The sequence below is a fragment of the Vibrio sp. Y29_XK_CS5 genome, from assembly GCF_024181835.1.
GTDB lineage: Bacteria > Pseudomonadota > Gammaproteobacteria > Enterobacterales > Vibrionaceae > Vibrio > Vibrio harveyi.
The window spans coordinates 83,571-109,954 of sequence record NZ_JAMZAM010000001.1 but is presented as its reverse complement, the minus strand read 5'-3'; the positions used below and the strand labels follow the sequence as shown (position 1 = coordinate 109,954).

27 protein-coding genes are annotated in these 26,384 nt (G+C 46.5%); 14 read left to right on the top strand and 13 right to left on the bottom strand.

The window, feature by feature from the left end:
• Positions 1-66: 66 nt before the first annotated feature.
• Entirely contained in the window at positions 67-426 is a 360-nt protein-coding gene (locus NL647_RS00515) for a DUF3316 domain-containing protein (protein ID WP_009696903.1), read from the bottom strand.
• A 589-nt stretch (positions 427-1,015) separates the two neighbouring features.
• Here NL647_RS00515 and NL647_RS00510 point away from each other — a divergent pair.
• Complete coding sequence (locus NL647_RS00510; protein ID WP_050935514.1) at positions 1,016-1,927, top strand: VirK/YbjX family protein; 912 nt, start codon at positions 1,016-1,018, stop codon at positions 1,925-1,927.
• 35 nt (positions 1,928-1,962) lie between these two features.
• Positions 1,963-2,514, top strand: a complete 552-nt coding sequence (locus NL647_RS00505; RefSeq protein WP_005445404.1) for an outer membrane beta-barrel protein — start codon at positions 1,963-1,965, stop codon at positions 2,512-2,514.
• A 90-nt stretch (positions 2,515-2,604) separates the two neighbouring features.
• Here NL647_RS00505 and NL647_RS00500 read toward each other — a convergent pair whose 3' ends face one another.
• From NL647_RS00500 to NL647_RS00480, 5 genes are all read right to left on the bottom strand, one after another.
• The gene (locus tag NL647_RS00500) at positions 2,605-3,510 is read right to left on the bottom strand and encodes an EamA family transporter (protein ID WP_239911210.1); all 906 of its coding nucleotides are present in this window, start codon (positions 3,508-3,510) and stop codon (positions 2,605-2,607) included.
• 66 nt (positions 3,511-3,576) lie between these two features.
• Complete coding sequence (phnR, locus tag NL647_RS00495) at positions 3,577-4,281, bottom strand: phosphonate utilization transcriptional regulator PhnR (protein ID WP_017635094.1); 705 nt, start codon at positions 4,279-4,281, stop codon at positions 3,577-3,579.
• Between the two features lie 9 nt (positions 4,282-4,290).
• Entirely contained in the window at positions 4,291-6,015 is a 1,725-nt protein-coding gene (locus NL647_RS00490) for a putative 2-aminoethylphosphonate ABC transporter permease subunit (protein ID WP_253649463.1), read from the bottom strand.
• Positions 6,016-6,023: 8 nt separating this feature from the next.
• Complete coding sequence (locus NL647_RS00485; protein WP_009705055.1) at positions 6,024-7,130, bottom strand: putative 2-aminoethylphosphonate ABC transporter ATP-binding protein; 1,107 nt, start codon at positions 7,128-7,130, stop codon at positions 6,024-6,026.
• 437 nt (positions 7,131-7,567) lie between these two features.
• Positions 7,568-8,578 (bottom strand): putative 2-aminoethylphosphonate ABC transporter substrate-binding protein, encoded by a 1,011-nt coding sequence (locus NL647_RS00480; RefSeq protein ID WP_253649462.1) that lies wholly within the window; start codon positions 8,576-8,578, stop codon positions 7,568-7,570.
• 266 nt (positions 8,579-8,844) lie between these two features.
• On the opposite strand from NL647_RS00480, the gene phnW reads away from it, so the two are divergent.
• The 3 genes from phnW to phnX all read left to right on the top strand — a co-directional run bounded on the left by phnW (position 8,845) and on the right by phnX (position 12,259).
• The gene (gene phnW, locus NL647_RS00475) at positions 8,845-9,948 is read left to right on the top strand and encodes a 2-aminoethylphosphonate--pyruvate transaminase (RefSeq protein ID WP_253649461.1); all 1,104 of its coding nucleotides are present in this window, start codon (positions 8,845-8,847) and stop codon (positions 9,946-9,948) included.
• A 26-nt stretch (positions 9,949-9,974) separates the two neighbouring features.
• Positions 9,975-11,354, top strand: coding sequence for an aspartate aminotransferase family protein (locus NL647_RS00470; RefSeq protein ID WP_253649460.1), 1,380 nt, complete (start codon positions 9,975-9,977; stop codon positions 11,352-11,354).
• Positions 11,355-11,443: 89 nt separating this feature from the next.
• Positions 11,444-12,259 carry a phosphonoacetaldehyde hydrolase gene (gene phnX / locus NL647_RS00465; protein ID WP_253649459.1) on the top strand — a complete coding sequence of 272 codons (816 nt, stop codon included), beginning with the start codon at positions 11,444-11,446 and terminating at the stop codon, positions 12,257-12,259.
• An 85-nt stretch (positions 12,260-12,344) separates the two neighbouring features.
• Here the strand turns inward: phnX and NL647_RS00460 are convergent, their stop codons facing one another.
• On the bottom strand, positions 12,345-13,373 hold the full coding sequence (locus NL647_RS00460; protein WP_005442357.1) for a LacI family DNA-binding transcriptional regulator: 1,029 nt from the start codon (positions 13,371-13,373) through the stop codon (positions 12,345-12,347).
• Between the two features lie 248 nt (positions 13,374-13,621).
• Here NL647_RS00460 and NL647_RS00455 point away from each other — a divergent pair, with 248 nt between their 5' ends.
• Genes NL647_RS00455 through NL647_RS00445 form a run of 3 tightly spaced genes read left to right on the top strand, consistent with a single transcriptional unit; the run spans position 13,622 to position 15,677 of the window.
• Positions 13,622-14,065: a PTS sugar transporter subunit IIA gene (locus NL647_RS00455; RefSeq protein WP_005384357.1), complete on the top strand. Its 444-nt coding sequence runs from the start codon at positions 13,622-13,624 to the stop codon at positions 14,063-14,065.
• 58 nt (positions 14,066-14,123) lie between these two features.
• On the top strand, positions 14,124-14,411 hold the full coding sequence (locus NL647_RS00450) for a PTS sugar transporter subunit IIB (RefSeq protein WP_005374080.1): 288 nt from the start codon (positions 14,124-14,126) through the stop codon (positions 14,409-14,411).
• 9 nt (positions 14,412-14,420) lie between these two features.
• Complete coding sequence (locus NL647_RS00445) at positions 14,421-15,677, top strand: PTS ascorbate transporter subunit IIC (RefSeq protein ID WP_005384349.1); 1,257 nt, start codon at positions 14,421-14,423, stop codon at positions 15,675-15,677.
• 205 nt (positions 15,678-15,882) lie between these two features.
• On the opposite strand, the gene NL647_RS00440 is transcribed toward NL647_RS00445, so the two are convergent.
• Together NL647_RS00440 and NL647_RS00435 are read right to left on the bottom strand one after the other, a co-directional pair.
• Positions 15,883-16,245: an ATPase gene (locus NL647_RS00440; RefSeq protein WP_253649458.1), complete on the bottom strand. Its 363-nt coding sequence runs from the start codon at positions 16,243-16,245 to the stop codon at positions 15,883-15,885.
• Between the two features lie 9 nt (positions 16,246-16,254).
• A complete protein-coding gene (locus NL647_RS00435) occupies positions 16,255-18,630 on the bottom strand; it encodes a S8 family serine peptidase (protein WP_253649457.1) in 2,376 nt (791 codons plus the stop codon).
• 434 nt (positions 18,631-19,064) lie between these two features.
• Between NL647_RS00435 and NL647_RS00430 the strand changes: the two genes are divergently transcribed.
• Both NL647_RS00430 and NL647_RS00425 read left to right on the top strand, forming a co-directional pair.
• Entirely contained in the window at positions 19,065-20,324 is a 1,260-nt protein-coding gene (locus tag NL647_RS00430; protein ID WP_086028060.1) for an SGNH/GDSL hydrolase family protein, read from the top strand.
• A 127-nt stretch (positions 20,325-20,451) separates the two neighbouring features.
• Positions 20,452-21,291: a DUF3626 domain-containing protein gene (locus tag NL647_RS00425; protein WP_050934824.1), complete on the top strand. Its 840-nt coding sequence runs from the start codon at positions 20,452-20,454 to the stop codon at positions 21,289-21,291.
• An 8-nt stretch (positions 21,292-21,299) separates the two neighbouring features.
• Here the strand turns inward: NL647_RS00425 and NL647_RS00420 are convergent, their stop codons facing one another.
• Entirely contained in the window at positions 21,300-21,803 is a 504-nt protein-coding gene (locus tag NL647_RS00420) for a hypothetical protein (protein ID WP_005445419.1), read from the bottom strand.
• Between the two features lie 217 nt (positions 21,804-22,020).
• Here NL647_RS00420 and NL647_RS00415 point away from each other — a divergent pair, with 217 nt between their 5' ends.
• Together NL647_RS00415 and NL647_RS00410 are read left to right on the top strand one after the other, a co-directional pair.
• Complete coding sequence (locus NL647_RS00415) at positions 22,021-22,341, top strand: DUF4377 domain-containing protein (protein WP_005445420.1); 321 nt, start codon at positions 22,021-22,023, stop codon at positions 22,339-22,341.
• Positions 22,342-22,375: 34 nt separating this feature from the next.
• Positions 22,376-22,789: a DUF6559 family protein gene (locus NL647_RS00410; protein ID WP_253649456.1), complete on the top strand. Its 414-nt coding sequence runs from the start codon at positions 22,376-22,378 to the stop codon at positions 22,787-22,789.
• Positions 22,790-22,904: 115 nt separating this feature from the next.
• On the opposite strand, the gene NL647_RS00405 is transcribed toward NL647_RS00410, so the two are convergent.
• Positions 22,905-23,444, bottom strand: coding sequence for an NUDIX hydrolase (locus tag NL647_RS00405; protein ID WP_005445422.1), 540 nt, complete (start codon positions 23,442-23,444; stop codon positions 22,905-22,907).
• 259 nt (positions 23,445-23,703) lie between these two features.
• Between NL647_RS00405 and NL647_RS00400 the strand changes: the two genes are divergently transcribed.
• Positions 23,704-24,195: a hypothetical protein gene (locus NL647_RS00400; protein ID WP_005445423.1), complete on the top strand. Its 492-nt coding sequence runs from the start codon at positions 23,704-23,706 to the stop codon at positions 24,193-24,195.
• Positions 24,196-24,286: 91 nt separating this feature from the next.
• Here NL647_RS00400 and yjjG read toward each other — a convergent pair whose 3' ends face one another.
• Positions 24,287-24,961, bottom strand: coding sequence for a pyrimidine 5'-nucleotidase (yjjG, locus tag NL647_RS00395; protein ID WP_005445424.1), 675 nt, complete (start codon positions 24,959-24,961; stop codon positions 24,287-24,289).
• Positions 24,962-25,110: 149 nt separating this feature from the next.
• Between yjjG and NL647_RS00390 the strand changes: the two genes are divergently transcribed.
• On the top strand, positions 25,111-26,019 hold the full coding sequence (locus tag NL647_RS00390) for a LysR family transcriptional regulator (protein ID WP_005432509.1): 909 nt from the start codon (positions 25,111-25,113) through the stop codon (positions 26,017-26,019).
• Between the two features lie 43 nt (positions 26,020-26,062).
• Here NL647_RS00390 and NL647_RS00385 read toward each other — a convergent pair whose 3' ends face one another.
• Complete coding sequence (locus NL647_RS00385) at positions 26,063-26,380, bottom strand: DnaJ family domain-containing protein (protein ID WP_009696887.1); 318 nt, start codon at positions 26,378-26,380, stop codon at positions 26,063-26,065.
• Positions 26,381-26,384: the final 4 nt, after the last annotated feature.

Genomic DNA, 26,384 nt, shown 5'->3' with positions numbered 1-26,384 from the left:
TCCTATAAATAACACACAGCAAGGATAAAGCAGAAATTAATAAACATTAGCTAGCGAGAATATAAATTAACGGTTACCTAACTCTCTCAAACGATATTCGTATTTCACGTTTAAAATTGGTTGGTAGGCAATTTGTCCGTTATCTTGTAGAAACTCATCCACCGTAACTTTACTATCGGTGATTGAGAAAGAATTTTTGTCTACTTTTGCAAAAGAGCCATACAGTTCTTTGCTTAGTTGTAGAGATGTTTTACCTTGATATTCTTTAATCATTTCAAAGCCCATCTCGTAAGCAGCTTGCTTGCTGTCGACGACATTACCTTGAATCGATTTGCTGTTATTTGTCCATTGATACCCACCAGCGAATGCAGCAATTGGCGAAGCGGTTAGTGCAATGAGACCAACAAGAGTGATTAAACGTTTCATAATATGCTCCTTACTTACCTTTTAAATATCGAGTTCCAAGTGCTCGATGAATGTAGCGTACGTATAGAGACCTATAGCGAATAAAATTAATTTCAAAAAAGATTAAAATTAATTCATTTTATTTATCGGCTTTCTTTAAACGTCTTTGACTCTAAAAAATAAACACTAGAAAAATCCATAGATTACGTTTTATACCTAACTCACTTCGAGATACTTGCTTCCGCAAAAATGGTTTGATTCGCACTCAAAACAACGATGTGTATCGCTTGTTTGTCTTCAAAGCTCATTCAGTCCCCCTAGATAGTGACAATGACTATTGGTTACTGAAGAAAGGAAGCCACTCATTAGCTCACTCAACGGGTTTGTCTGAGCACAACAACACGCCCTGACAATTTCATACTAAACCATACAAACCTCGCTTCTTTTTTCTCTTAAAATCTTCGCCAAAAGAACACCGTTCAAAACCAGCTCCCGTCAATGCTTGAGCGAAATAAGACAACTCTCTTTTATCGCCCTATTTTCGCGTTTTATATCAAGCGCTCACGCCTCTTTGACAGAGCCGAACAACTGGAAATGAGTTTGGAGTGAAATGACCATGAATAAATCCATCCTTGATCACAGCAGAACCATTTATTCTGATGAGTACGCTGACATTTATCGTCCAATTTGGACCTACCGCGTAAAATTCATCGCACGCGCTTTATTCTACAGAAAGTCGTTTAAGTACCTTGCGGACAACATTGAAGCATCACTGCTCGAACTGCTTTGCACTCGTACACACCGATTCTTAGAGAAGCCATTTCGTCCTTACATTATTAAGAATGGACCTGCTTTCGACCGTTCTGCGCTTGTTGTCGATCACTACAACTCGGTAGCAGACCTGATCTCGCCTGAACTGATTCAAGAGATCTACACCGATGCGGAAGGTCTAACTCTGACTTCATTTGAAATTGACGACATCTTGTATTCGGTCCGCTTGGTTTACGAAGCGCGTTACCAAAAAGAAGGTGATATGAGCTTGGTGCTGCATAGCCAAGAAGATGGCAACTTCTATACCCTTTCTTTCAGCTTGGGTCATGAGAATGGCGAACGATGCATCATGATTGGTGGTTTACAAGGACCACGCAGCTGTGAAGAAAACAACGCAAAAATCAAAAAGCTGACGCGTAAGCTATACGGTCAACGTCCGAAAAGCTTGATGGTTGGATTGCTGGCTATCGTTGCGCAGGTTTGGGGCATAGAAACACTGTTGGCAGTAAAAACTCAATCGCACACTTACGCAGCTAAGCGTTACAGCAAAGGCAGAATCAAAACCGATTACGATGCGCTGTGGCTAGAACTTGGTGGCACAGAATACGACCGCAACTTCTACTCTATCGACGTGAATGCACCTCGTCGTGATATTGAAGGTATGTCTCGTTCAAAACGTTCTATGTACCGTCGTCGTTACGAATGGCTAGACAACACCAAAGTCATTTTCGAACAAGTCCTAAGAAACTAAAAGGTTAAAAGGCTAAAAGCTAAGGGGAAACGTCCATGCGTTATTCATTCGTTACTGCTTTGGTGTTGTCGACACTTTCTTTGTCTGCCAACGCAACCACCAGCGAACACATCATAGGTACAAACATTGGCTATGGCGGTGTGAACTACGACGCACCGACGAGCGAAGAATCAGGCGACATGTTCTTAGGTGAGATTTATTACCGCTACATGCCAACGCATAACTTTGGTATCGAAGCGGGTTATAAAGGCGCGTTTGACGGTATTGGTTCGATACTCGTGAGTCCGATTTCAGAAGTCACCGATACGAGCTTCTCCGGACCTCGCTTAAGTGGCTATGCTAGCTATCCACTGGGTTCAGGCTTCGAGCTTTACGGCAAGGCAGGTGTCACTCTCTACACTCTCGAATACACCTATAAAGTAAACGGTCAGAGCAAAAACATCGAACACTCAAGTGTTGGTGGTGAAGCGGCTGGCGGTATTGGCTGGAGCTATAAACACTTTGGTTTGAATGCAGAATATGTGTATTCAAAAAACAGCGATTTTGACTCTAGCGGCGTGATGTTTGGTGCGCAATTGCGTTTCTAAACAAGGCTTACAGGTTAATACAAAAGGCAGCGAGAGGCTCATTCGCTGCCTTTTCTTTTTTGTATTACGGGCGCATATCCCGCACATTAGTTAATGCGTTAATGCCAAAATAATCCCCACCAGAATCGAAGTAACCCCAATACCCCGAGTGAGATACCATTTCTCAGACAGAAACCAAATCCCCATAAACAATCCAAACACGATGCTGATTTGCCTTAGTGCCACCACCAAACTTACGTTGTCTGTCATGGTCATCGCAAACAACACCAAGCCGTAGGTGGATGCCATCATTACCCCTGCCATGCTGGCTGTTTTGCGGATCTGCCACGCTGTCTTAATCTCATCTGGCTTGCCCATAACTAAGCACCATACAAGGGCTGGAATACCAATCGCCCAAAACTGCACGCCCAAGTAGAAGATTGCACTGTACTGATCATTCAAGATCTCTGATGCTTGTCCTGTGAGTAAGCTCAGCGCTTCTTTATCGACTACCGAGTAACCCGTTGTGCCTATTGCGGCAATCAATGCCCAGAACACACCAACGTTCAAATAAGAGCTCAATGTCATCTGACGAAAATTCGTCAGTGGTACCAGCATACAACCAAGAGTAATTAGTAAGAATCCAAGCCACTGCTGACTAGATAATTCATGTCCCAATGCAACACTGATTGCGCCGACCATCATCACAGGCAGTGCCCGAGCAATCGGATAAACCACACCCACGTCTGCGTGCTTATAAGCGACAATCAAACCAACCAGATAAACCATTTGTGAAATGCCGCTAATGAGCAGCAATCCCCAAAACTCACTCGGCAATGATGTCCAGCCAATGGTTGCCAAATACCAAATCAAATAAGGGGTAAGAATGAAACATGCAGAAAAGCTGGCGGCCATGGTAAACGCGAGTCCAGAGCCTGAGTTGCTTTTGCCAAGGATATTCCAGCCCGCATGAAGAACAGCAGAGAAAACGACGAGACCCATCGCCAACAAATCCATTTCAATGTTCCTGTCTGAATAAAATAAAGGCCCCGAGATGGAGCCTTAGATAATGAGAAAATCCACTTAACGATGGAGTTCCGCCAGAGATTCAATGCTAATGGCATCGTGTCGCCAATATTCGATATCGCAATCAATCAACTCACCGTGTTGGTTATAGTTGATGCGCTCCACCACCATCGCTGGCGTACCGGCTGTCGCGCGCAGTGCCTGAGCCATTTCACCCAACAAAGTGCTGGTTGAAATGCGGTAGCGAATCTTTTGATACGTCACGCCATAATGCTCGCGGTAAATGTCCGTCAGTGAGTTTGACAAATCATAGTCCAGCAGATTCGGAAACAGCTCTGGGCGAATATAGTTTGTTACGAATACTACAGGTCTATCTTCAAGGTATCGCACACGGTCGACTCGATACACGTCCGAGAAAGGTTGCAAGTCCAGCAAGCGTGCCGCTTGTTTGTTTGCCAACGTTCCTTTTGCTGCGACCAACTCCGTTTTTGGCACGCGATTTTGCGCTTTCGCCATGTTCGGGAAGTTCAGAGTTTGGGTTGGGTCGTAACGCAATGGCTCGGGTGAGATAAACCAACCTCGGCGATCTTCGCGATAGATTCGACCTTCTGCTTCCAGCAGTGATAAAGCTTCACGCAGAGTGACGCGTGTAGTATCGAACGACTCCGCCAACTTACGCTCTGCTGGCAGTTTTTGACGCGGCGATAGCATGCCCGCTTCAATCTGTTCAACAATCGAATCTTTAATTTTTACGTATTGCACGAAGTGTCCTTATCTTTTGCGCCAAGCTTGTGTGCGATTCTCTAACAATTTACCCAAAGTCATCTGAACAATCTTCGCAATTGCAGCAGCAATCATGATCATCACCGCCATTGCCGCAGCAGCGCCAGTTTGACCTGCATCGTCCATATTCAGAATCGAGACCGAAGCCGGAATCGTATCGGTTGAGTAAAGGAATACTACCGCAGAAGTGGTGGTCAATGCATTAACAAACAAGTAAGTCGCAATGTCCAAAATCGCAGGTAAACACACAGGTAATGTCACTTTAAAGAACAACTTGTATTGAGGAAGCTTCACCGATGCCGCAGTGGCTTCAATCTCCGATGGCAACTGCTTTAGCGCTGTCAGGGCGGTCATGTGACCCACCGTGTAGTAATGCACTACCGTGTTAATCACCAAGAATGCCATGGTGCCATAAAGCACATTCAGAGGATTGTTCGCGTCATTGAAGTAAAAGATGTAACCCAAGCCAAGTACCATACCCGGAACCGCCATTGGCACCACGCTGAGCATTTGCATCACTTGGCGAATTGGACCAAACGCACGCCCTTTCTCAATGCAGTACGCACCGACAAAGATGATGGCTGTACCAATAACTGCCGTCCAACCTGCCAGCGTTAGTGAGTTGAAGAATGGGCTCCAACCGTAAGTGCTCATTTCGGCAAAGTTGTAATTGTTTAGCGTCAACGCTTTGTTCCAAGGCCAGAACGTAACTAACGAGCCATACACCGCCATGCCAAGCACAGCCAGCACTGCAATAGAAATGATGCTGCAGTAGACCAAACAGATGCTGTCGCGCGCTTTATTAGGTTCTGGCTGATAAGGCACCGAGCGAGTGTCGAATAAGCTCTTTTGTTTTTTCTGTACCCAGCGGTCTGCGCCAAACGCCATTACCGCAGGGAATAACAACATAATGCTAGTCACCGCCCCCATGGCAAAGTTTTGCTGTCCCACAACTTGTTTGAAGATGTCAGTCGCCAAAACGTTGTAGCTGCCCCCAATCACTTTCGGCACACCAAAGTCCGTGATAACCAGCGTAAAGACCACGATAAGCGTACTGATCAAACCGTATTTCGCCGCAGGTAACGTCACCATAAAGAAGGTTTTGATGGGTGAAGTTTTCAGTGCGCGGGCTGCTTCATACAAGCGAGCATCAGAAGTGCGCAACGAAGTGGTTAAGATCATCAATGCATGAGGAAAGGTCCAGAAGATCAAACCCATCGAGATACCAATCACGCCATAAATCGAGTTTCCTAACAGCATCTCTTTAGCAATGCCTTGATTGCCGAAAAGGAAGATCAAACTGATCGCCGGCAACAACGAAGGCGCAAGGATCGGCGCAGTACCTAGAATTTGAAACAAACCTTTAAACGGCATGCATGAACGAGTCAGCGCGTAGGCATAACCAAACGCAAGCACACCGACTACCGAGGTCACAATCACGCCCAAAGTGAAGGTATTACCCACCGACACCCACAAGCTTGAAGAAGAAAAGTACGTCGCAAAGTTTGCCAGACCGACAAATTCGCCATTGGCATTTTGCACACTCTTGGTCAACATTGCCCAAAGCGGCATTAAGATGAACAGCACCATCATGGTCGACAAACCAGCGAGCAAACCGAACAACACAAGGTTGTCGCGGCTAACACGTCCGAGTAAGGATTTTGCTTTGTCTTGTGTGGTCAGGCTATTCATCGTCATTGTCTTCGCATTCATGTTTACACCTACGCCGCTAGCGCTTTATCAACCGAGGGCACGGCGTAACCATGCAGCCCTTCTTCAGCAAACTGGATGTAACGTACATCGCCCGCCTTGATATTGAGTTTTTGAACCGTTTCCACAGGCACATCCACGACGATGGTTTTCGTTGAGCTGTCGTTTTGCAATACGCAATCAATGCGGAAAAACGCCCCCAAAAACTCAGTTGCCGTAACTCGCACTGGTAAAGAGTTGGTGTAGTTTTCAACGAACTTGATGCTTTCAGGACGCACCGCAAGGTCGAAGCGGTCACCACGTTGGATCTTACGATTGGTCAAGCTTGGCGCTGGCATCAATGTTTCTGCAATGCGTACCTGAGAATCCGTTGCGGCTGAGGTTTCAATAAAGTTCATGCTGCCGACAAACTCAGCGACAAAGCGCGTTGCTGGTTGTTGGTAGATCTCTTGAGGTGTGCCGACTTGCTCAATCACGCCATGGTTCATTACCACGATGCGATCCGCCATCGACAATGCTTCGTCCTGATCGTGCGTAACCATGATGGTGGTGATGCCCAGCTTACGTTGCAGCTTACAAATCTCGTCACGTAAGTGAACACGTACTTTTGCATCCAGCGCTGACAGCGGCTCATCAAGTAACAGTAGACCCGGAGACAACGCTAATGCGCGAGCGAGTGCCACACGCTGCTGTTGACCACCAGAAAGTTGGTTAGGAAATTTCTCGCCGGAGGTTGGAAGACCAATGGTTTCTAACCAATAATCCACCTTCTCTAACGCTTCTTTGGTCGACATGCCTTGGTTCTTCAAACCCACTGCAATGTTCTCTTGCACAGTTAGGTTCGGAAACAGCGCGTAAGATTGGAATACGATGCCGAAATCGCGCTTCTCTGGTGGTAGGAATGTGGTCTCTTGACCGTTTTGAAAAATCGCACCAGACGTTGGCAAGTCTAAACCTGCAATGGCACGTAGCAGAGTGGTTTTACCGCAGCCAGAAGGACCAAGAAAACAAACAAACTCGCCCTTTTCAATCGCTAGCGAGATTTTCTTTAATGCAGTGAACTGTCCGAATTGCTTCACTACATTTTCGATATTTAGGTAATGTTGGTTAGTTGACATAACACACGCTCCAAATGGTATATACCAACTTTAGTTTTCGAGTGTTACGTTCCAATGACAAATTTATAGCCAGAAGATGACAAATAGATGAAGGGTGATGAGGTTTGTTTCTAGGCTTACAACCCCCTCCAACTCCCCCTTTTCTCAGCATAATGTGCCAAGCATTTGAATGTGGTTATCAAGGGGGAGGGTTTTCTTTTTCGTGGTTAGCTTAGTGCCCCCCTTTATACAGACTATGATGCTTTCACTATCACGAACAACAAGTACAGTTAGTCCCTCCCCTTTACCAGCGTGACTGTTGTAGTCCCCAGAAGTTAAAGCCAAGGGGAGGTTAGGTGGGGTTGCTGCTTTAAGGCTTTTGACTCTCGCCTCTTCCAAAAACAAAAAATCCACCTCAGCCGAGGTGGATTTCAGTATTCAACTCAAAGCAAATTCGATTAAGACTTTGGCTCTGATTTCGCGTCAAACTTTTCAGACCAAGCCGCTAGAATCTCTGCACGCTTGCTGCCCATTTGCGCAAAGTCCATCTTCGCCATGTTCTCTTGAACATTAGGGAAGTTAGACACAGTCGCTTTCACTTCTTTATGTGCAACCACCGGGTACATTTCTACGTAAAGCTCGTTTGCTGCTTTAGAGATTGACCAGTCGACAACGCGCTTCGCTGCATCCGACTCTTTTACTAGACCAACGGCTTCTGATTCCCAGCCGATGCCTTTTGGTGTGATAACCGCTAGTGGTGCGCCTTGTGTTTTCAGCTTCGCGCCGCGGCTCGCCATCGAGATACCGATAGCTACTTCACCCATACCCGCTTGAACACATGGTTTAGAGCCAGAGTGCGTGTAGTGTGCAATGTTCTTGTCTAAGTCACGCATGTAACTCCATGCCTGATCTTCACCCATGTTTTGTAGCCAAGCAGAAACTTGCATGTAGCCAGTGCCTGAAGACGCTGGGTTCGGCATTGCAATGTGACCTTTGTAAACCGGCTTCGTTAGGTCTTCCCATGACGTTGGTTTAGGCAGGTTAAGTTGTTTCGCTACCGCTTCGTTGAAACAAACTGCGTTAAAGAACGCATCGTTACCGAACCAAGCTTGGTTTGATTGAGGGTCGTTTAGGTTCGCGTGCAGCTCTTCCAAACCTTTTGGTGTGTAAGGCTTAAGAAGACCTTCATCTTTAAGCAGTGCCATTGACGAGCCAGCAAGACCCCAAACCACTTCCGCTTGAGGGTTGTTCTTTTCTGCCAGCAATTTCGCCGTCATGATACCGGTTGAATCGCGAACCCACTTAATCTTGATATCTGGGTTATCTTTCTCAAACGCAGACTTGTATTTCGCAAGAATGTCAGTTTCGAAAGCGGTGTAAACCGTGACTTCCTGTGCTGCCATTGCATTCGTAGCTAGCAGAGAGACAAGTGCAGCCAGCGATCCTTTCATCAAACGGTTTTTCATCATTTTCTCCAGTTAATTTGGCTAAGTTTTCATTTGGTCTGTACCAGTTGACGATATACACCCTACTGAGCCTTTGTGACGAAATCATGACCATTAAATGGCAGTTTTACGAAAATTCGCGATGAATAATCGTTCAATTGATCCGCCATTTTCTGGATATTAAAGTTTTATGAAATTGGATATTCGCCTATTTACTGCCCTTTTCTTCCTCGCTAGAGTGAACTCGAAATTTGGTGTAGACCAATTAGCCTATTCTGATGGAAATCGAGATGAAAAACGAATACCTACTACTGACTCCAGGTCCTCTATCTACTTCTGAAACGGTACGTGAAGCCATGCTAAAAGACTGGTGTACTTGGGATGATGAATACAACAAAGACATTGTAGAAGTGATCCGCACTAAGCTTGTAAAACTGGCGACAGAGCAAGACGGCTACACCAGTGTACTAATGCAAGGTAGCGGCACCGCATCAGTAGAAGCAACGATTGGCAGTGCCATTGGCAAAGATGGAAAATTGTTGGTTGTCGACAACGGTGCGTATGGTGCACGCATCGCTCAGATCGCTGAATACCTAAATATTCCATGCCATGTAGTTTCCCCAGGCGAAACATCACAGCCACACTTGAACGAGGTGGAAACTGCATTGGCATCGGATCCTGCGATCACACACGTGGCGATTGTTCACTGTGAGACAACCACTGGCATGCTGAATCCAATTGAGGCATTTGCTTCTGCGGCGAAAGCACACGGTAAAGTGGTGATTCTCGATGCCATGTCGAGCTTTGGTGGTATTCCTATCGATATCGCAGAGCTAGGCATCGATTTTATGATCAGCTCTGCAAACAAATGTATTCAAGGCGTGCCGGGCTTTGGCTTTGTGATTGCAAAACAAACTGAGCTCGAAAAGTCCCAAGGTCAGGCGCGTTCTTTGAGCCTTGATCTTTACGACCAGTGGCACTGCATGGAAGTGAACCACGGTAAATGGCGTTTTACTTCTCCAACGCACACGGTTCGCGCTTTCTATCAAGCATTGTTAGAGCTGGAACAAGAAGGCGGCATTGAGGCTCGTCATAGCCGTTACCAAACTAACCAGAAAACACTGGTTGCAGGTATGCGCTCTTTGGGTTTCGAACCGCTACTGAGTGATGACCTTCACTCGCCAATCATCACTTCTTTCTACTCTCCGACGCACAGTGATTACCAGTTCAAAGCGTTCTACACACGTTTGAAAGAGCAGGGCTTCGTGATTTATCCGGGTAAGGTGTCGAACGCAGATTGCTTCCGTATCGGCAACATTGGCGAAGTTTACCCAGCAGATATCGAGCGCTTAATCGGTGCAATTGAAAAAGCAATGTACTGGCAAGTTGCGTAAAGCAGCCTTCTGATTGAGAGAGCGTTATGACTCAGAATATCAAACCGACCCATTTCCGCAGCGAAGGCGATGTCAACACAACACCAGCGCGCCAAGCTTGGAGTGCATCGATGGACGACGAACGCACGCAAGCATTGTTGAAGCGTGATTCGGAGGTCTTTCTTCATCAAGCCATGTCAACGCCTTGCTTAGATACATTGGAAGCAGCAGAAGGCATCTACATCCAAGATGCTACCGGCAAAAAGTACATGGACTTCCATGGCAATAACGTCCATCAGTTGGGCTACGGTCATCCGCATGTGATTAACCGTGTGCAAGAGCAAATTGCCAAACTGCCGTTTTCACCACGTCGTTTTACCAATGAAACTGCGATTGAATGTGCCGAAAAACTCACCCAAATCTGTGGCGGCGAATTGAACCGCGTATTGTTTGCTCCGGGTGGCACATCTGCGGTTGGCATGGCACTTAAACTAGCGCGCCACATCACGGGCAACTACAAGGTGGTGTCTCTGTGGGATTCCTTCCACGGCGCATCATTGGATGCCATCTCAGTGGGCGGCGAAGCGTGTTTTCGTCAAGGAATGGGACCATTAATGGCAGGTGTTGAACGCATTCCACCAGCCGTATCTTACCGTGGTGCTTTCCCTGTCGCGGACGGCAGCGACGTGCATTACGCCGACTACCTTGAGTACGTGATTGAGAAAGAAGGTGGCGTGGGCGCGTTTATCGCAGAAGCGGTTCGTAATACCGACGTACAAGTGCCGAGTAAAGCCTATTGGAAACGCATCCGCGAAATCTGTGACAAACACAATGTCATGCTGATCATCGACGACATCCCTAACGGCATGGGTCGCAGTGGTGAATGGTTTACCTACCAAGCCTATGACATCGAGCCAGATATGCTCTGCATCGGTAAAGGTTTGGGCGGAGGGTTAGTGCCTATCGCTGCCATGGTAACCAAAGACAAATACAACACTGCTGAGCAAATCTCAATGGGTCATTACACTCATGAGAAAAGCCCTATCGGTTGTGCTGCAGCACTGGCAACTATGGAAGCCATTGAACAAGACGGCTTGCTAGATAAAGCCAAAGCCGACAGCCAGTTCATGCGTGAAAAGCTGCTAGAGATGAAAGCCAAATACCCAGTGATTGGTGATGTGCGTGGCATCGGCATGTTATGGGGCATTGAACTGGTCACTGACCACGAAAGCAAAGCACGCGCGTATGACGAAGCGGAAGCTGTGTTGTACCAATGCCTCAACAACGGCGTGAGCTTCAAGGTGTCGCAAGGCAATGTGATTCAACTCAGCCCACCGCTGATCATCACTCGCGCACAACTGACAGAAGCGTTGGCGATCTTCGAAGAAGCCATCGCCAAAGTGTGCAAAGACTTTAACTACTTTTAGGGTCGATAGACCTCAACAAAAACCAATTTATCCTGAGCGCAGTTCCAATGTGTAGGCAGCGCTCTGGCAAGCAAGAAAAAGGATTGAACATGAGCAACTCACCAATTCAAGCAGTGATCTTTGACTGGGCTGGCACTATCGTCGATTTCGGCTCTTTTGCGCCAACTAGCATCTTTGTGGAAGCATTCAAACAAGGATTTGATTTCGAAATCGACCTTGAAGAAGCGCGCGAACCAATGGGGCTTGGTAAGTGGGATCACATCCAAGCAGTGGGTCGTATTCCTGCAGTTGATAAGCGCTGGAATGAGAAGTTTGGTCGCTCAATGACCAGCGAAGACATCGACGCTATCTACGCAGCATTCATGCCGCTGCAAAAAGCAAAAGTGGCTGACCACGCAGAGCCAATCCTTAATGCGATTGAAGTTGTGAACGCTCTGAAAGACAAAGGCATCAAGATCGGTTCTTGTTCTGGTTACCCTCGCGAAGTGATGGATGTACTGATTCCTGTTGCAGCGGATTACGGCTACAAACCAGATTACGTAGTAGCAACGGATGACCTGCCACAAGGTGGTCGCCCTGCACCATTTATGGCACTGAAGAACGTGATTGAGCTGAATGTTACCGACGTTAATGCGTGCATCAAAGTGGATGACGCCGCACCGGGCATCGATGAAGGTCACAACGCCGGTATGTGGACCGTTGGCTTGCTGCTTTCTGGTAACGAAGCGGGTCTAACGTTTGAAGAATACCAAGCCGCGGACGAAGCAACACTTAATGCCGCTCGTGAAAAAGCGCGCACAAAACTGCTCAAGAGCTCGCCACACTATCTCATCGACACCATTGCTGACTTCCCAGAAGTGGTTGCAGATATCGAACGTCGCCTAGCGGCTGGTGAGCGTCCTTAGTAGAGAATCATTATTCTCACGCATAAAAAACCTCTCAGCATCGAGAGGTTTTTTGTATCACGTATTAGTTTCTAACCAAATGAGGTTAGTTGATCGCAGTACTCGCTCGGCGTTTTAGCTTAAAGCCCATGTCCGTTGCGTGCTCTACAGGCTCACCTTTAATGGCTTGCAGTAACTTGTCTGCAGCTTTCGTCCCCATGCGTTCGTAGTCGAATTCCGCACAGGTCAAACTTGGATAGGCGTGCTCACCCATGGAAGAGCCTTCCAAACAAATAATCGCAATGTCGGTCGGGACTTTCAGCACGCGGCGATGACACTCAAACAATGCGCCAATCGCAATCTCTTCATGGCTACATACCAGAGCATTCAAACTTGAATCGCGCAGCAATAGTTTTGCCAATCCTTCCGCACCTAATTGTGAAGATGGCGCTTCGTGCGTAGTTAAGAAATGGTCCGGCGCAAGGTAGTTCTCAATCATCGCGCTTTGCCAGCCGTGTAGCTTACGTTGCAAAGTGGAGTGATCGCCGCGCGCACCAATGAAGCCCACGTTCTTGAAGCCTTGCTCAATCACATGCTTAGTACAGGCTTTACCCACCTCAAAATGGTCAACACCGATATTGAGATAACTGGCTTTCGAACTTAACTCAGCAATTTCCAACACTGGTGTGTTCGAGGCTTCCAAAAGCTGATTAGTACGTTGGCTGTGTTCATTACCAAACAGCACCACTCCGGCTGGACGGCTCTCAAGAAATGTCGAAAGCAGTTTCTCTTCTTGCTCTACCGAGTAGTCGCTGTAACCAAGCAGCAACTGATAACCAGCCTTGTTCAACGCTTGTTGAAAGCTCGGTAAGAAAAGCGCGCAAGCTTTTTCAAACAGGGAAGGAATGATAAGAGCGATGGAGTAACTTTCAGCAGACGCCAAAGCCCCTGCCGCTTTATTCGGGATATAGCCGAGCTCATCAACCACTTGTTGAATCTTTTCTCTCAGCTTGTCAGATACTAGCTCGGGCGTTCGTAATGCTCTCGACACCGTCATGGTGCCTACGCCGGCTTTTTTAGCGACGTCCGCCAAGGTGACATTGCCAGTACTTCTTCGTTTGCGAGGTTCGCTCATTGTTCTTATTTAGTGTTCTCTATTTTCTGCCGCGACATCTTACCACAGCGTTTTATTGGTTTTGATATTAACGCATTAGAAGTCGATCACAAGCATATGAAACTCGGATGACTGATAAAAATGGTAGCGCTATCACAATTTATGATAGCGCTATCAGATAGCGCTACCATTTGTGATCATTCTCAGGTTTTTCTGACAAATTGATCGATAAAGTACCCATCAACAAAACAACAAACCGGAAAGATCCAATGCTACGTGAACTGATTACCTCTGATGTGATTCGCATCCATTCTGATGCTACTGACTGGAAAGATGCGGTGAGCAAATCCTGTGAAGCACTGATTGAAAATGGCGCGATTGAGCCAAGCTACGTGGACGCTATTTACCGCTCACACGAAGAGCTCGGTCCTTACTACGTGGTAGGTCCTGGTATGGCAATGCCACACGCTCGCCCTGAAGATGGCGTTAACCGTTTGTCTCTTGCCATCACGGTGATTCAAAACGGCGTGAACTTCGATTCTGAAGGTAACGACCCAGTGAAAATGCTGGTTACGCTAGCCGCGACAGACAGTAACTCACACGTGGATGCGATTTCTAAACTGGCTGAGTTGTTTATGAATGAAGAGCATGTAGAAGCCATCTGCACCGCTCAAAACACACAAGATGTTCTTGCGATCATCGAAAAATACTAACTCCTGATGTGCCCTTCGAAATGGGCATACACCCCTATAAAAAGAAAAGGTCTGAATTATGAAAATTATGGTTGTTTGCGGTCACGGTCTTGGTACTAGCCTAATGATGGAAATGAGCATCAAAGGCATCGTGAAAGAATTGAATGTAAACGCAGAAGTGGATCATATCGATCTAGGTTCTGCAAAAGGTACGGATTGTGACATCTTCATCGGTACTAACGACATCGTTGAACAGTTGAACGCACTTGGCGTTGAACCACGCATCGTTGCGCTTGATAACATGGTCGACAAAGTGGCAATGAAAGAGCGTCTATCTGTAGCACTTCAAGAGCTTGGCGCTCTGTAAGGTGGCGTTATGGAATTTTTCAGTTTCTTAATGAACGATGTTCTCTCAGAGCCAGCGGTTCTGGTAGGTCTTATCGCCCTAATCGGCTTAATTGCCCAGAAAAAACCGGTCACCGAGTGCATTAAAGGCACGGTAAAAACCATTCTTGGTTTCATCGTGCTTGGTGCGGGTGCAGGTCTGGTTGTGACTTCTCTGGGTGACTTTGCGACAATTTTCCAACACGCGTTCGGCATCACAGGCGTAGTTCCAAACAACGAAGCTATCGTCTCTATCGCGCAAGAAGCGTTTGGTAAAGAGATGGCGATGATCATGTTCTTCGGTATGTTAGTGAACATCTTGATCGCTCGCTTCACGCCGTGGAAATTCATCTTCCTAACGGGTCACCACACGTTATTTATGTCGATGATGGTAGCGGCGATCCTTGCTTCTAGCGGCATGAAAGGTGTTCCACTGATCGCGCTTGGCTCTCTAGTTGTGGGCTCTGTGATGGTGTTCTTCCCTGCGATTGCTCATAAGTACATGAAGCAAGTAACAGGTTCTGACGACGTTGCGATTGGTCACTTCTCTACCCTTTCTTACGTGCTAGCGGGCTTTATTGGCAGCAAGTTCGGTAACAAAGAACACTCTACTGAAGAGATGAACGTACCTAAGAGCTTGTTGTTCCTACGTGATACGCCAGTGGCAATCTCGTTCACCATGGGCATCATCTTTATGGTGACGTGTATCTTCGCTGGCGGTGACTTTGTACGCGAAGTTAGCGGTGGTAAACACTGGTTCATGTTCGCGCTGATGCAATCCATCACATTCGCCGGTGGTGTGTACGTTATCCTCCAAGGTGTACGTATGGTTATCGCAGAAATCGTTCCAGCGTTTAAAGGTATCTCAGACAAACTAGTACCAAACGCAAAACCTGCGCTTGATTGTCCGGTTGTATTCCCATACGCACCAAACGCAGTATTGGTTGGCTTCCTATCGAGCTTTGCGGCGGGTCTTTTGGGCATGTTCCTACTTTACGTGATGGGGCTTACTGTGATTATCCCTGGTGTTGTTCCACACTTCTTTGTAGGTGCTGCAGCAGGTGTATTTGGTAATGCTACAGGTGGTCGTCGCGGTGCAATCTTGGGTGCTTTTGCACAAGGTCTACTGATTACCTTCCTACCAGTATTCCTAATGCCAGTACTTGGTGACCTAGGCTTTGCTAACACAACCTTCAGTGACGCAGACTTCGGCGCTGTTGGTATCTTACTGGGTCTGATTGTTCGCTAAGTGGTTAGCTTGAATATGATTAGCTGAGAACTGGCTTGATTGATGCGGGAATAGGCTCATCGGCATCAATCCTAAAGAGTCTCTAGTCATAGCAAGCGACTGGCTTTAGAAGAAACCAGTCATAAAAAGTAATCATAGAAAGAAAACAAACGCCCCTCACGTGAGGGGCGTTTTTCTTTTTGACACTATCTTAAGAAAGTTTGGCTTATTGAAGCGTAGTTCCGTTAGATAGCAGCTTTCTTGTCGGCTCTTGCTCGGTATATTCGACCGCATTGTGATCCACGAGCTTATCGACTTCCGCCTGTTCACCCACCACAATCAACACGTGTTGTTTCACCAGAGCGTCGACCACTTCAATGTTGTGCTGACGAAGAAGCGCTCTCACTTCGCTCTCTTTTCCTTCATGATACTTAACAAAGTAACGTGCAGGTTGCTGCTCGGCTTGATCTTGGCGTTCATCCACGAGAGGAAATCCTTGATTGTTTGCCAAGCTGCTTGAGCTCAGTCCGATTGCCAATAATGCGGTAGCGCCTACCGCAGACAAAGAAAGTAAGGTCAACTTCTTCATAGTCACTCCTTATTGAAAGGTCAGAGTCCAACTGTTGATGGTGCCTGTGTCTCTTCTGGCATTGTCCACCGCTTTAAGTTCCCATGTGCCTTGTGATTCAAAACCAGAGAAATCCGCTTGGAAACTGGTTTTAATGTCGTTTGCACCACCACCCGCATTGTCGTGCAGTACTACTTGACCACCATCTGGTGACGTTAGCGTGACACGAAGATCGCCAATGTAGGTGTGAGTGATATCCAAGTCGATAGTCACTGAACCTGCATCGCCAGAGCGAGCCACATCTAATGGGCTTACAATACCTGCAGAACTGTTGTCAGGAATTGCTACTGCATTCGAGTTGGTGTAGCTAGAAGGTGCAGAACCACCACCTGATGAATCACCCGAGCCGTTGTGCGCAGCTACAAGAGAAACACCAGAGTACGCGCTGTAGCCGTAAACCAATACTTCATATTGCCCTGCGCCAGAGACGTTCAAGCTACAGCTTTCGCCATTACCGCCCGCCCATGAACGACAGTCGTAAGTGCTGGTGCTTGGTGTGCCATTAAAGCGCACGTAAAGGTCAGCATCACCAGAGCCACCACTCATGTTGAATGTCGCTTGCGTTGCATCCGCAGGAACGTCAAACACGAATACTGTGCTTGATTTGCTGCCGCCAGAAAGCTGCGTTTTCGCCACGCCATTTTCTAGAACGTTGTCGTTGCCAGAGCCGCCGCCATCCGGACCATTACAGCCAGCGTCTAGGTATTGTTTCGCTGCTTCAGCATTCACAAGACCATGACCAGTGCGGTTATCACGACCTGTTACGTCGATGTCCGTTGCTGTCTTGATCAATGCGTTACGTACTTGTGCTGCGGTACAGGTTGGATGGTAACTCCAAACCAAACCTGCAACACCGGTTACGTGCGGCGTCGCCATCGAAGTACCGTTGTAGTACTCGTAGTCTTCACCCTTGGTGGTCGATACGGTTATGTCTTGACCAACATAGCCCAATAGCTCCTGACCAAAAGCGCGATCAACTGTCACCGACACAATACGCGCCGCGTTGTTTTGATCGACAAGGAAAGGATTCTGCAAACCCGGAAGCTCAGAGTTACTGTACACAATAGCCGCACTTGCGCCTGCGTTGTAACACGCTTGAACTGCATCGATTTCTGGGTAGTTGCCTGATGATTGGTTGCCCACACGCTCGGTCAAACAGATCTTGCCCGTCATATCACCACAGCTGAAGCTGCTACCAGATACGTCACAGCTTGCCAGTGTCGCCGTGATAGAACCAGCTACTGGATCAGGACCGTAACTGCCGCCCGATTGGATCAAGCGGTTGTGAGGAACGATGCCACGATCGAACTGGCTAACACCGTTCAAGCGAATGTCTGAAAGCTTACCCTCGCCCACAGTCACCGTAGACAGAATTGCTACGCCCGGACCTGCGATTTCAACTTGGTCTGTCGCTTGGGAAAACGCCGCGTGATCACGCTTATCATCCACCGCCGCAACGGACATAACTGAATCGTAAGATGCTGGGTAGCTGTGCGCAGTATTACCATCGTTACCCGCAGCGGCAATCAGCAACACGCCTTGGTCGTAAATGGTTTGCAACGCGTTTTTTTCTGTCACACTCGACTGGCTACCACCAAGGCTCATATTTACGACGTTCGCGCCGTTGTCAGCACAAGTTTGTACCGCTTTCACCAAGCTGGATGAGTAGCCCCAACCCGCTTCATTGAACACCTTAACGATGTGCAAATTCACGTTTTGGTTCGGCATAACGCCTTTGATGCCTTCCGTGTTGGCAATCGCGGCAATCGTACCTGCTACGTGCGTACCGTGAGCGTTGTTGTTCCCCGGAACACTCCAAGAACCTGTACCGCTATCGTTTGTACCCGACACTCGGTTGCCACTCAGATCGTTGTGCGCCAAATCGTAACCCGAGTCGATGATACACACGGTGCGATTCCCTGCATTTGAGTCATCCAGAAGCTGAGCGTTCACCGCCTCATAGCCCCAAGGGATAGTCTCGCTTAACAGATAACGCGGTGGGTCAATTTCAACGTATTCCACGTCGCTGCGGTTACGCAGTTGCCCCAACTCCGAGTCTTCCATTTCCACGCTGTAAATCGCGCGATTTCCTAGCTTTTCCACTTTACGCGCTTTGAGCTGATCTAAGACCGACTCTTGCGCGATACGTGGTCCCCAGAATGAGTTCCCACCCAATGCTGAAGGACTGGACGTATCTTCTTTAAATTTGACGATGTATTTGGTCGGCAAGTTAGATTCGTCGAACCCCGTCAGAGGAGCCGCATGCGCTGACATCGAAAATGTCAGTGCCACTGCAACGGCAGACAATGAAAACAAGCCATTTAATTTAGTTGTTGTGTGATGCATTTGCTCTATTCCTTTTTGAGCTGATTTTTATTCACTTTACGCTCATGAAAAATCATTCACCTATCATTAACATGAGCTACTCAGCTATAGATTATTTGTAAAAAAATCCAAACAATTGATTTTGTGAATGCATAATTGTTAATAAAAGATCATTTAATCAACAGATAAAGTGAACATCAAAAGAGAACCAATTTTCTTATAAAGCAATTACTTATTAACGCCAAAAGTGCATGTTAAATTAATGTTAGTGAGTAATTATTCTAGATTTTATAAAATTATGCTATTTACTAAATCTATTGAAAGTTGAACGCGGTACCAGAATTGACAGAATGAATAATTAGATATTTGACTAAGTAGGGTATTTACTCAGAATGAGGACGTTTGGTGAGATAAATTCTCACCTAAATCATGACGATAATCATCACAGAGAGTGAATCATGAATAAAACTATTACGTTACTTAGTGCATTATTACTACCACTAAGTTTTGCTCACGCTGCCGAGCCAACATTGTCTCCAGAGATGGTCAGTGCCTCTCAAGTGAGAAGCGCGCAAGCGAAACAAACTTACACTTATGTCCGCTGCTGGTACCGCACCAGTTATTCAAAAGATGAACCTGCGACCGATTGGGAGTGGGCAGAAAATCCAGACGGCAGTTACTTCACGCTTGATGGCTACTGGTGGAGTTCGGTTTCTTTCAAGAACATGTTCTACACAGACACACCGCAAAGTGTTATCAAGCAACGTTGTGAGCAAACTCTTGACCTAGCAAATGAAAATGCTGACATCACCTTCTTTGCAGCCGATAACCGTTTCTCCTACAACCATACCATCTGGAGCAACGACCCTGTCATGCAGCCAGACCAAATCAACAAGGTCGTAGCGTTGGGTGACAGCTTGTCTGATACCGGCAACATCTTTAATGCATCACAATGGCGATTCCCGAATCCAAATAGCTGGTTCTTGGGACACTTCTCAAACGGTTTTGTGTGGACTGAGTACATTGCTCAAGCGAAAAACTTACCGCTATACAACTGGGCTGTAGGTGGCGCGGCAGGCGAAAACCAATACATCGCTCTGACTGGTGTAGGTGAGCAAGTTTCCTCTTACTTGGCATATGCGAAATTAGCGAAAAACTACAAGCCTGCTAATACCCTGTTTACCCTTGAGTTTGGTCTAAATGACTTCATGAACTACAACCGTAGCGTGCCAGAAGTGAAGTCAGACTACGCGGAAGCCTTGATTAAACTGACCGATGCAGGTGCGAAGAACTTGTTGTTGATGACACTACCAGATGCAACACGTGCACCACAGTTTACCTACTCGACTCAAGAAGAAATCAACAAGATCCGCGCGAAGATCGTGGAAATGAATGAGTTCATCAAAGCACAAGCGGCGTATTACACTGCACAAGGCTACAACGTTACCTTGTACGATACGCATGCACTGTTTGAAAGCTTAACAGCAAATCCAGAGCAACACGGTTTTGTAAACGCGAGCCAAGCTTGCCAAGACATCAACCGCTCTTCATCGGTGGATTACCTATACCATCATGCATTGCGTTCTGAGTGTGCGTCTTCTGGCTCTGATAAGTTTGTATTCTGGGACGTAACGCACCCGACCACAGCAACACACCACTACGTGGCAGAAAAAATGCTAGAAAGTACGAATCAATTGTCAAACCATCCTTTCTAAGCTAACGAAACTCATAGAACCTCTCTGTAGTCGAGAGGTTCTAATTGCCTTATTCCCATTCATAAGCCAGAGATTGTATTCGTCGTTCGAACTCGATAAGTTGAAAGAAAACTCTGAGGTCAACGTCATGCTCGAACATCCTTTAACTCAACGCGCTCTTGAAATCATTCGCTCGAAATCTGTTGGAGCACCTCAATCACATCCATTTTCGGTCACAATTAACTTCCATCCCGATCGTTTGACCTCTCAAGGCATACCTCTTCTCAAAGCAATTGCGCAAGACGGAAAGCTCAAATCTCAGTTTGAAACCGGTACAAGCAATGGCGGATTAACAGCTTATAAAGGCGGAGAGCGTTGGCGTTGGGAGCAACGCGTGTTTGATGGTGTGTACGACAATAGCCAACCAAATCAACGCCCAAAGTATGGCGCGTTAAACTTCTCAGGTTCAGAAGTTGGCGCTTCACCAAGATTTGGGTCGAGCTACTTCTTATTGAAACCAGAAATCACTAAGCGAGCGACATTTTGTTACCCAGATAGCTTCTTCGAGCCAGAGCACTTCGCCACCATTGAACGTGTTCAAGCCTTGTTGGATGAGTTAAACGCACAAGCGCCAGACAGGTTGGACGCCTATATCGAAACTCAAATCCACGGCGATTTGCGCTTGGAGGAAGATATTCGAGCCTTGGTGCTCGATCCTTCATTTAAAGGCACAGAGGTAGAAGATTACGCTCGCGATTTACCAGTTGAAATTCGTTGGCACAGTGGCTTTTGTGTCTCAATAGAAGACATCAATCTTTATCCAGACTACCGAGGACAAAACATTTTAGACATCGCAAATCAGGTTGCAGAAAATGGTACGCTAGCACCACGTATCATTGGTGAAGCGGTAAAAGCAAAAGCGTTTGACGAGCAAGATTTGAAGAAAGTCTGGCACTACTTAGCGCGATTTGGGTTTGATTATCGATAAGCTAACGATTAAAAGCCACCAGCCCAGCTATCGAATTCATCAATCACATCTAGCTCTTTTTGAGTTCGAGGACGAGGATAATAAGGTAGAGCAAGTAGCTTTTCTGACGGCATTAGCAACCAATCAGGTGACATCTTCATACGCACCAATTCTTGCTCCCCTTCACGACGCACAAACATATAATAACCATCAACGTGAGTATTGGCATAACTTGCGATTTGAACGATTTCTCCACTTGGCAGCTTTACTTTGCGTCCCAAAGGATAGAGACGATGCAACGCAAAACTCACATGCGCATCTTCAAGATAGCCCTTTTTGAATCGAGAGATGCCAATCGCAGTCGATGTTGTTCGATGAGACCAACCCGCCAATATCAACCCTTTGAGAGAATCTTTGAATGGCTGCCCTTTTGGCTCACCTTCATTGGAGATGAATTGCACCGTTAACGTGTCACCTTGCTCATCTAAAATTTGCAAAAATTGTTCACCAGTTTTATCTGCCAATAATTTCACGCTACTGCTCCGCCAAAGGTTTATGAATGAAATACTATATACAACTTGGCAAGAGCTAGCTATTACGCTGCATTGTTTTCCTTGAACTCGACTCAATGACAACGCTCTGAACCCTGCATCTTGAAACCACTTGGGTATAAAGCCCCTAACGCAAAGTTCAAGGTCGTTTTTCGTCAATCTTGCTATGATAATTTGGTCACTTTTTAAGGAACAAAGAATGAATCTAAAACACTATATTGTATTGCCTATGATGGCAGCGGTGCTGTTTGGTTGTGCTCAGCGCAATTCTGATGACACCATGAACACAATGACAATTCATGTCGCTCCTGAGCGTGTAGACTGCGTGGGTGTGGCTCCAATGAAGTGCATGGTCGTGGACGGTAACTACTTCTATGATCAAATTGACGGTTTTGAATTTGAACCCGGCTATGAGTACACCTTAAAAGTCAAACGCATCCAGCAATTTACTCCAGAGAATGCGCCAGCAGATACAAGTTTGTACCGATATGAACTCATTGAAGTACTAGAGAGACGATAGCCCAAGATTAACCGCCTGTTGAAAGGAAATCATTATGTTTGGAAGTTGGAAACGAAACCGCCAAATTCGAGAAATCGCAAAAGACATTACACCTAAACTCGTGCTCAAGTATGGTGAGAAAACGGATTACGCGAAGAAAGAGATCGATTGGGCACTCAAAGAAGATGGAAAAACAGACGACGCTTTCGCCCTTCTCGCATACGGCATGTTCATTAACCAAACCACTTACGTGTCGATAGGGCTAAGCCAAGAGCTGGGTGAGCATGTTGAATTTCAATCAGAAGTCTCACTTGCCTTGTTTGACCAAGCGACAGATCTTGTAAGCGTCAGTGCTTTACTGACTTACGCAGAAATTCAGGACTGCAACAAACAACAACCCGCCACCGATTCTAACGATTTCGATGCTGACAGCGGAGACTTCGGGGGAGACGGCGGCGGTGGTGAGTAGCATTACGCCAAACTGCAATGGTAACAACATGCGGCGATGATTCATCTCAAAACTTACCGTTAAAAGGCTCATCACGAGCCTTTTACACCAACGAAACTTCGGCTCGCTCTATTACTTACACTAAGCCTTTCAATTTTGCTAAACCATAAGCGGCAATGGTCACGCAGTCTTTGATTTCGCCGTCTATCATCATGCGCTCAAACGCTTCGACAGAAAACGAACGAGTGATCAAATCTTCTTCTTCGCTGTCTAGCTGATTGCCCACTTCAGACAACTCACTCGCGAAGTACACGTGGCAAGTCTGGTTTAAGAACCCATAAGCGATGAACTGCGCACCAACGTACTCCATCTTATTAGCCTGCATGCCGGTCTCTTCACGAAGTTCACCTTTTGCTAGCTCAAGATGATCCGCATCTGGATTTGATTCCCACGCCCCTTGCGGGATTTCCCAACAACGTTGCCCTACGGTGTAACGAAACTGCTGTACTAAATGAATCACACCGTTATCGATAGCCAGAATCGCCGCACAGTCTGGCTTATCGACCACACCGTAAATGCCTTCGGCTCCGCTAGGGCGTTGGATTTTATCTTCACGTACCGTCATCCATTTATTTTGATACACCACTTTGCTGTCGAGCTGCTTGATGTCTGCCATGAGAGTCCTTACTGCTTGATTCTTCGAAATTACTTATTGGATTAAGCGCCATTCTAACGCTGTTTGCGTGTCAGTTTGTAGACGGTTTTCAAATTCAACGCGCTTATTGGTATTCAATATATCCAATCAAAACAATCATTCATCGCAATGGTTAGGATGGCGCGAAATGGCAAGTTTTCAATTCGAGGAACTCATATAGTTAACCCATCGACGCAAGGCATGGCTTTGCAAACTTGTTCATTATTGATTGAGGGTTCTTATGAGCGCATCGGATAAAGTCTACGGTTTCAACACTCCACAACGTCTGTTTGTTGGTTATACCTTGGCGGTATTGGTAGACCTTACGGTACTGAACTTCTATGACGAATACTGGGATTTCGTAACGATTGATTCATTTACGATTTCTTTCGCCGCGGCATTGCTTCTTCAGTTGCTCTTGAAGCTATCTATTAAAGCGGAACACAAAATTGCAGAGTACTTTAAATCGAAACCGGGCACGGCACCTAAGATTTATCGCGGTCTTTCGACTTACGTTATTTTGGTCGGTTCGAAGTTCGTGATGCTAGAAGCAATTAACATCCTATTTGGTGACAAGGTTGACTTTAGTGGTCCTTGGAACGGTGTCGTCGCCTTCTTTGCGGTGGTGTTTACCATCCTGATTTCAGAAGTCATCGTCGGCAAGATTTACTTCAAGCTTGGTGAGAAAGAACAACAAGTTCAAGGCGAATTGACTGAAAAAAACGCAAACTAATAAGCAAGATCGATTGACACAAAACAGTATCGATAAAAACAAAAAAGCGCTGAGAAATCAGCGCTTTTTCCGTTTATTTCTTTACTTAAGCTTAAGCGATGAGGATGCTCTTAAGCTCATTCAACGATTCCACCGTGTAGCTTGGTGCAATGCGCTCATCCACACTTGCGCCTGTGGTGTTCAGCCAACATGTTTCAATACCGAAGTTGTTACCACCCAAGATATCAGAATGCAGGTTGTCACCCACCATCAAGACGCGCGTCTTACACGGGTTACCCATTTGCGTCATCGCGTACTCAAAGATGCCTAGATCCGGCTTGGCAATACCGACTTGTTCAGAAATCACCACATGCTCGAAGTAATCGCTCATACCTGTGCGTTCTAGACGAATCGCTTGCAGCTCGGTAAAGCCATTGGTGATGATGCCCATTTTGGCTTTACCTTGCAGCGCTTCCATCAACTCTTTCGCACCCGGCAACAAAGTGCAGATGTCTGCCATCGCTTCTAAGAATGCCGTGTTGAGATCCGCCGTCGTGGTATTGAGCTTTTCTGCCCACTCAGTAAAGCGTTTGTGCTTGAGCTCATCTGCTGTCACTTTACCATCTTGGTAATCTACCCAAAGTGGCTTGTTGACCGTTTGGTAGTGGGCAAAATCTTGCTCGGTGAAGTCTACGCCTTTGCGAGAAAACATTAGCTGCAAACCTTTGAAGGCATCAAAGTGAAACAAGGTTTCGTCAGCATCAAACAAGATCCAATCGTATTTCATTTTCTTCTTTCCAATATCCAGGTCGTTTTCTGCCGCATAGTCTAATTGTTTTCTTCTTGAAGATAATCTCTATAATTGGAAAATGATTGTATCGTTTTTCTCAACAATAAAATTAATAATAGATAATCCCAATAACCTAGGAGCACGCCGTGAATGCCATTGCGTCACTGCCAGTATTTGTCGCTGTCGTCGAATGCGGCAGCTTTTCCCTTGCCGCCAAGCAGTTAAACCTGACTAAATCGGCGATAAGCAAACGCATTAACCAACTCGAAGATGACCTCGGCATTCGCTTGCTTAATCGCACTACGAGAAAGCTCAGCCTAACCGAAGCTGGACGTCGATACTTCGAGTACGCTTCACAAGCAGTCAACCTTGCTCAGCAAGGCGTCGATGCCGTTTCTGAGTTGCAAGGTTCACCCCAAGGTAGGCTTAAAATCACCGCCCCTATGTCTTTTGGCGTTTTGCACGTTGCGCCACTTATCAGCGAATTTCTTGCACGTTATCCGAAAATTGAGGTCGATTTGCAGCTAGAAGACGCCATGGTGGATTTGGTCGAACAAGGCTTTGATTTGGGGATTCGCATTGGCGAACTTGCGACTTCTAACCTTGTCGCTAAGCGCCTTGCTCCGTGTAAAAGCGTACTGTGCGCCTCTCCCGCATACCTAGAAGAATTTGGCGTACCAACCAAACCAAGCGATTTGGTGACACACAACTGTTTGCGTTATTCGTATTTCCGAGGCGGGGTGGAATGGATGTTCATCAACAGCGGTAACGAATATAAGGTACTGCCGAAGGGCAACTTTGTGGTCAACAACAGTGAAGCGATTCGCCAGTTGCTATTAAGAGGCTCTGGCATCGCACAATTACCGACCTTCATCGCCGCCAAAGACTTTGCAGCCGGTAACTTAAAACCGCTTATGGAAGAGTTCTCTCTCCCTGAGCATGCCATCTATGCGGTGTTTCCAGAGCGCAAACACATGCCATTGAAAGTGCGAGTGTTCATTGACTTCATCAGCGAAAAACTCGGCACTGATACACCGTACTGGGATCGTTATTGATCGATTCGAATACCCACTGACGAATACACATGTTTTGCTGAGATCAGTTATTAGCCTCAATCAGAAGATCTTTCTTCAACTTAAGCGCCATAATTTCCTTTCTCAGCACTTCTTTCGTTTCAGGATCTTCTGAGCTTTCGAATTCTTTCTGCTTCTTCTCGATAAGCTGCATCATTTGCACCGCTGGCGGTAGGCAGTTTGCGTCTTTAAGAATCTTCATACCCATTCGGTGCTCAGCGGGTGTTTTAAAATAGTCTTCAAGGTCGAGCTTTTTACCTCTGTAAGGGTTGTCTTTCAGCTCACCTGTTTTTTCAGCATTGCGAATCCAACCACCGATCGCGTTATCAATGTATGACGACATATCC

Excerpts from the sequence above, each read along its gene's own strand:
- NL647_RS00425 (WP_050934824.1), top strand. The coding sequence starts at position 20,452 with ATGCTCGAACATCCTTTAACTCAACGCGCTCTTGAAATCATTCGCTCG.
- NL647_RS00510 (WP_050935514.1), top strand. The coding sequence starts at position 1,016 with ATGACCATGAATAAATCCATCCTTGATCACAGCAGAACCATTTATTCT.
- NL647_RS00515 (WP_009696903.1), bottom strand. The coding sequence starts at position 426 with ATGAAACGTTTAATCACTCTTGTTGGTCTCATTGCACTAACCGCTTCG.
- NL647_RS00415 (WP_005445420.1), top strand. The coding sequence starts at position 22,021 with ATGAATCTAAAACACTATATTGTATTGCCTATGATGGCAGCGGTGCTG.
- NL647_RS00400 (WP_005445423.1), top strand. The coding sequence starts at position 23,704 with ATGAGCGCATCGGATAAAGTCTACGGTTTCAACACTCCACAACGTCTG.
- NL647_RS00505 (WP_005445404.1), top strand. The coding sequence starts at position 1,963 with ATGCGTTATTCATTCGTTACTGCTTTGGTGTTGTCGACACTTTCTTTG.
- NL647_RS00490 (WP_253649463.1), bottom strand. The coding sequence starts at position 6,015 with ATGAATGCGAAGACAATGACGATGAATAGCCTGACCACACAAGACAAA.
- NL647_RS00445 (WP_005384349.1), top strand. The coding sequence starts at position 14,421 with ATGGAATTTTTCAGTTTCTTAATGAACGATGTTCTCTCAGAGCCAGCG.
- NL647_RS00455 (WP_005384357.1), top strand. The coding sequence starts at position 13,622 with ATGCTACGTGAACTGATTACCTCTGATGTGATTCGCATCCATTCTGAT.
- NL647_RS00385 (WP_009696887.1), bottom strand. The coding sequence starts at position 26,380 with ATGTCGTCATACATTGATAACGCGATCGGTGGTTGGATTCGCAATGCT.
- yjjG (WP_005445424.1), bottom strand. The coding sequence starts at position 24,961 with ATGAAATACGATTGGATCTTGTTTGATGCTGACGAAACCTTGTTTCAC.
- NL647_RS00460 (WP_005442357.1), bottom strand. The coding sequence starts at position 13,373 with ATGAGCGAACCTCGCAAACGAAGAAGTACTGGCAATGTCACCTTGGCG.
- NL647_RS00470 (WP_253649460.1), top strand. The coding sequence starts at position 9,975 with ATGACTCAGAATATCAAACCGACCCATTTCCGCAGCGAAGGCGATGTC.
- NL647_RS00435 (WP_253649457.1), bottom strand. The coding sequence starts at position 18,630 with ATGCATCACACAACAACTAAATTAAATGGCTTGTTTTCATTGTCTGCC.
- phnW (WP_253649461.1), top strand. The coding sequence starts at position 8,845 with ATGAAAAACGAATACCTACTACTGACTCCAGGTCCTCTATCTACTTCT.
- NL647_RS00410 (WP_253649456.1), top strand. The coding sequence starts at position 22,376 with ATGTTTGGAAGTTGGAAACGAAACCGCCAAATTCGAGAAATCGCAAAA.
- NL647_RS00480 (WP_253649462.1), bottom strand. The coding sequence starts at position 8,578 with ATGATGAAAAACCGTTTGATGAAAGGATCGCTGGCTGCACTTGTCTCT.
- NL647_RS00450 (WP_005374080.1), top strand. The coding sequence starts at position 14,124 with ATGAAAATTATGGTTGTTTGCGGTCACGGTCTTGGTACTAGCCTAATG.
- NL647_RS00405 (WP_005445422.1), bottom strand. The coding sequence starts at position 23,444 with ATGGCAGACATCAAGCAGCTCGACAGCAAAGTGGTGTATCAAAATAAA.
- phnX (WP_253649459.1), top strand. The coding sequence starts at position 11,444 with ATGAGCAACTCACCAATTCAAGCAGTGATCTTTGACTGGGCTGGCACT.
- NL647_RS00500 (WP_239911210.1), bottom strand. The coding sequence starts at position 3,510 with ATGGATTTGTTGGCGATGGGTCTCGTCGTTTTCTCTGCTGTTCTTCAT.
- NL647_RS00485 (WP_009705055.1), bottom strand. The coding sequence starts at position 7,130 with ATGTCAACTAACCAACATTACCTAAATATCGAAAATGTAGTGAAGCAA.
- NL647_RS00440 (WP_253649458.1), bottom strand. The coding sequence starts at position 16,245 with ATGAAGAAGTTGACCTTACTTTCTTTGTCTGCGGTAGGCGCTACCGCA.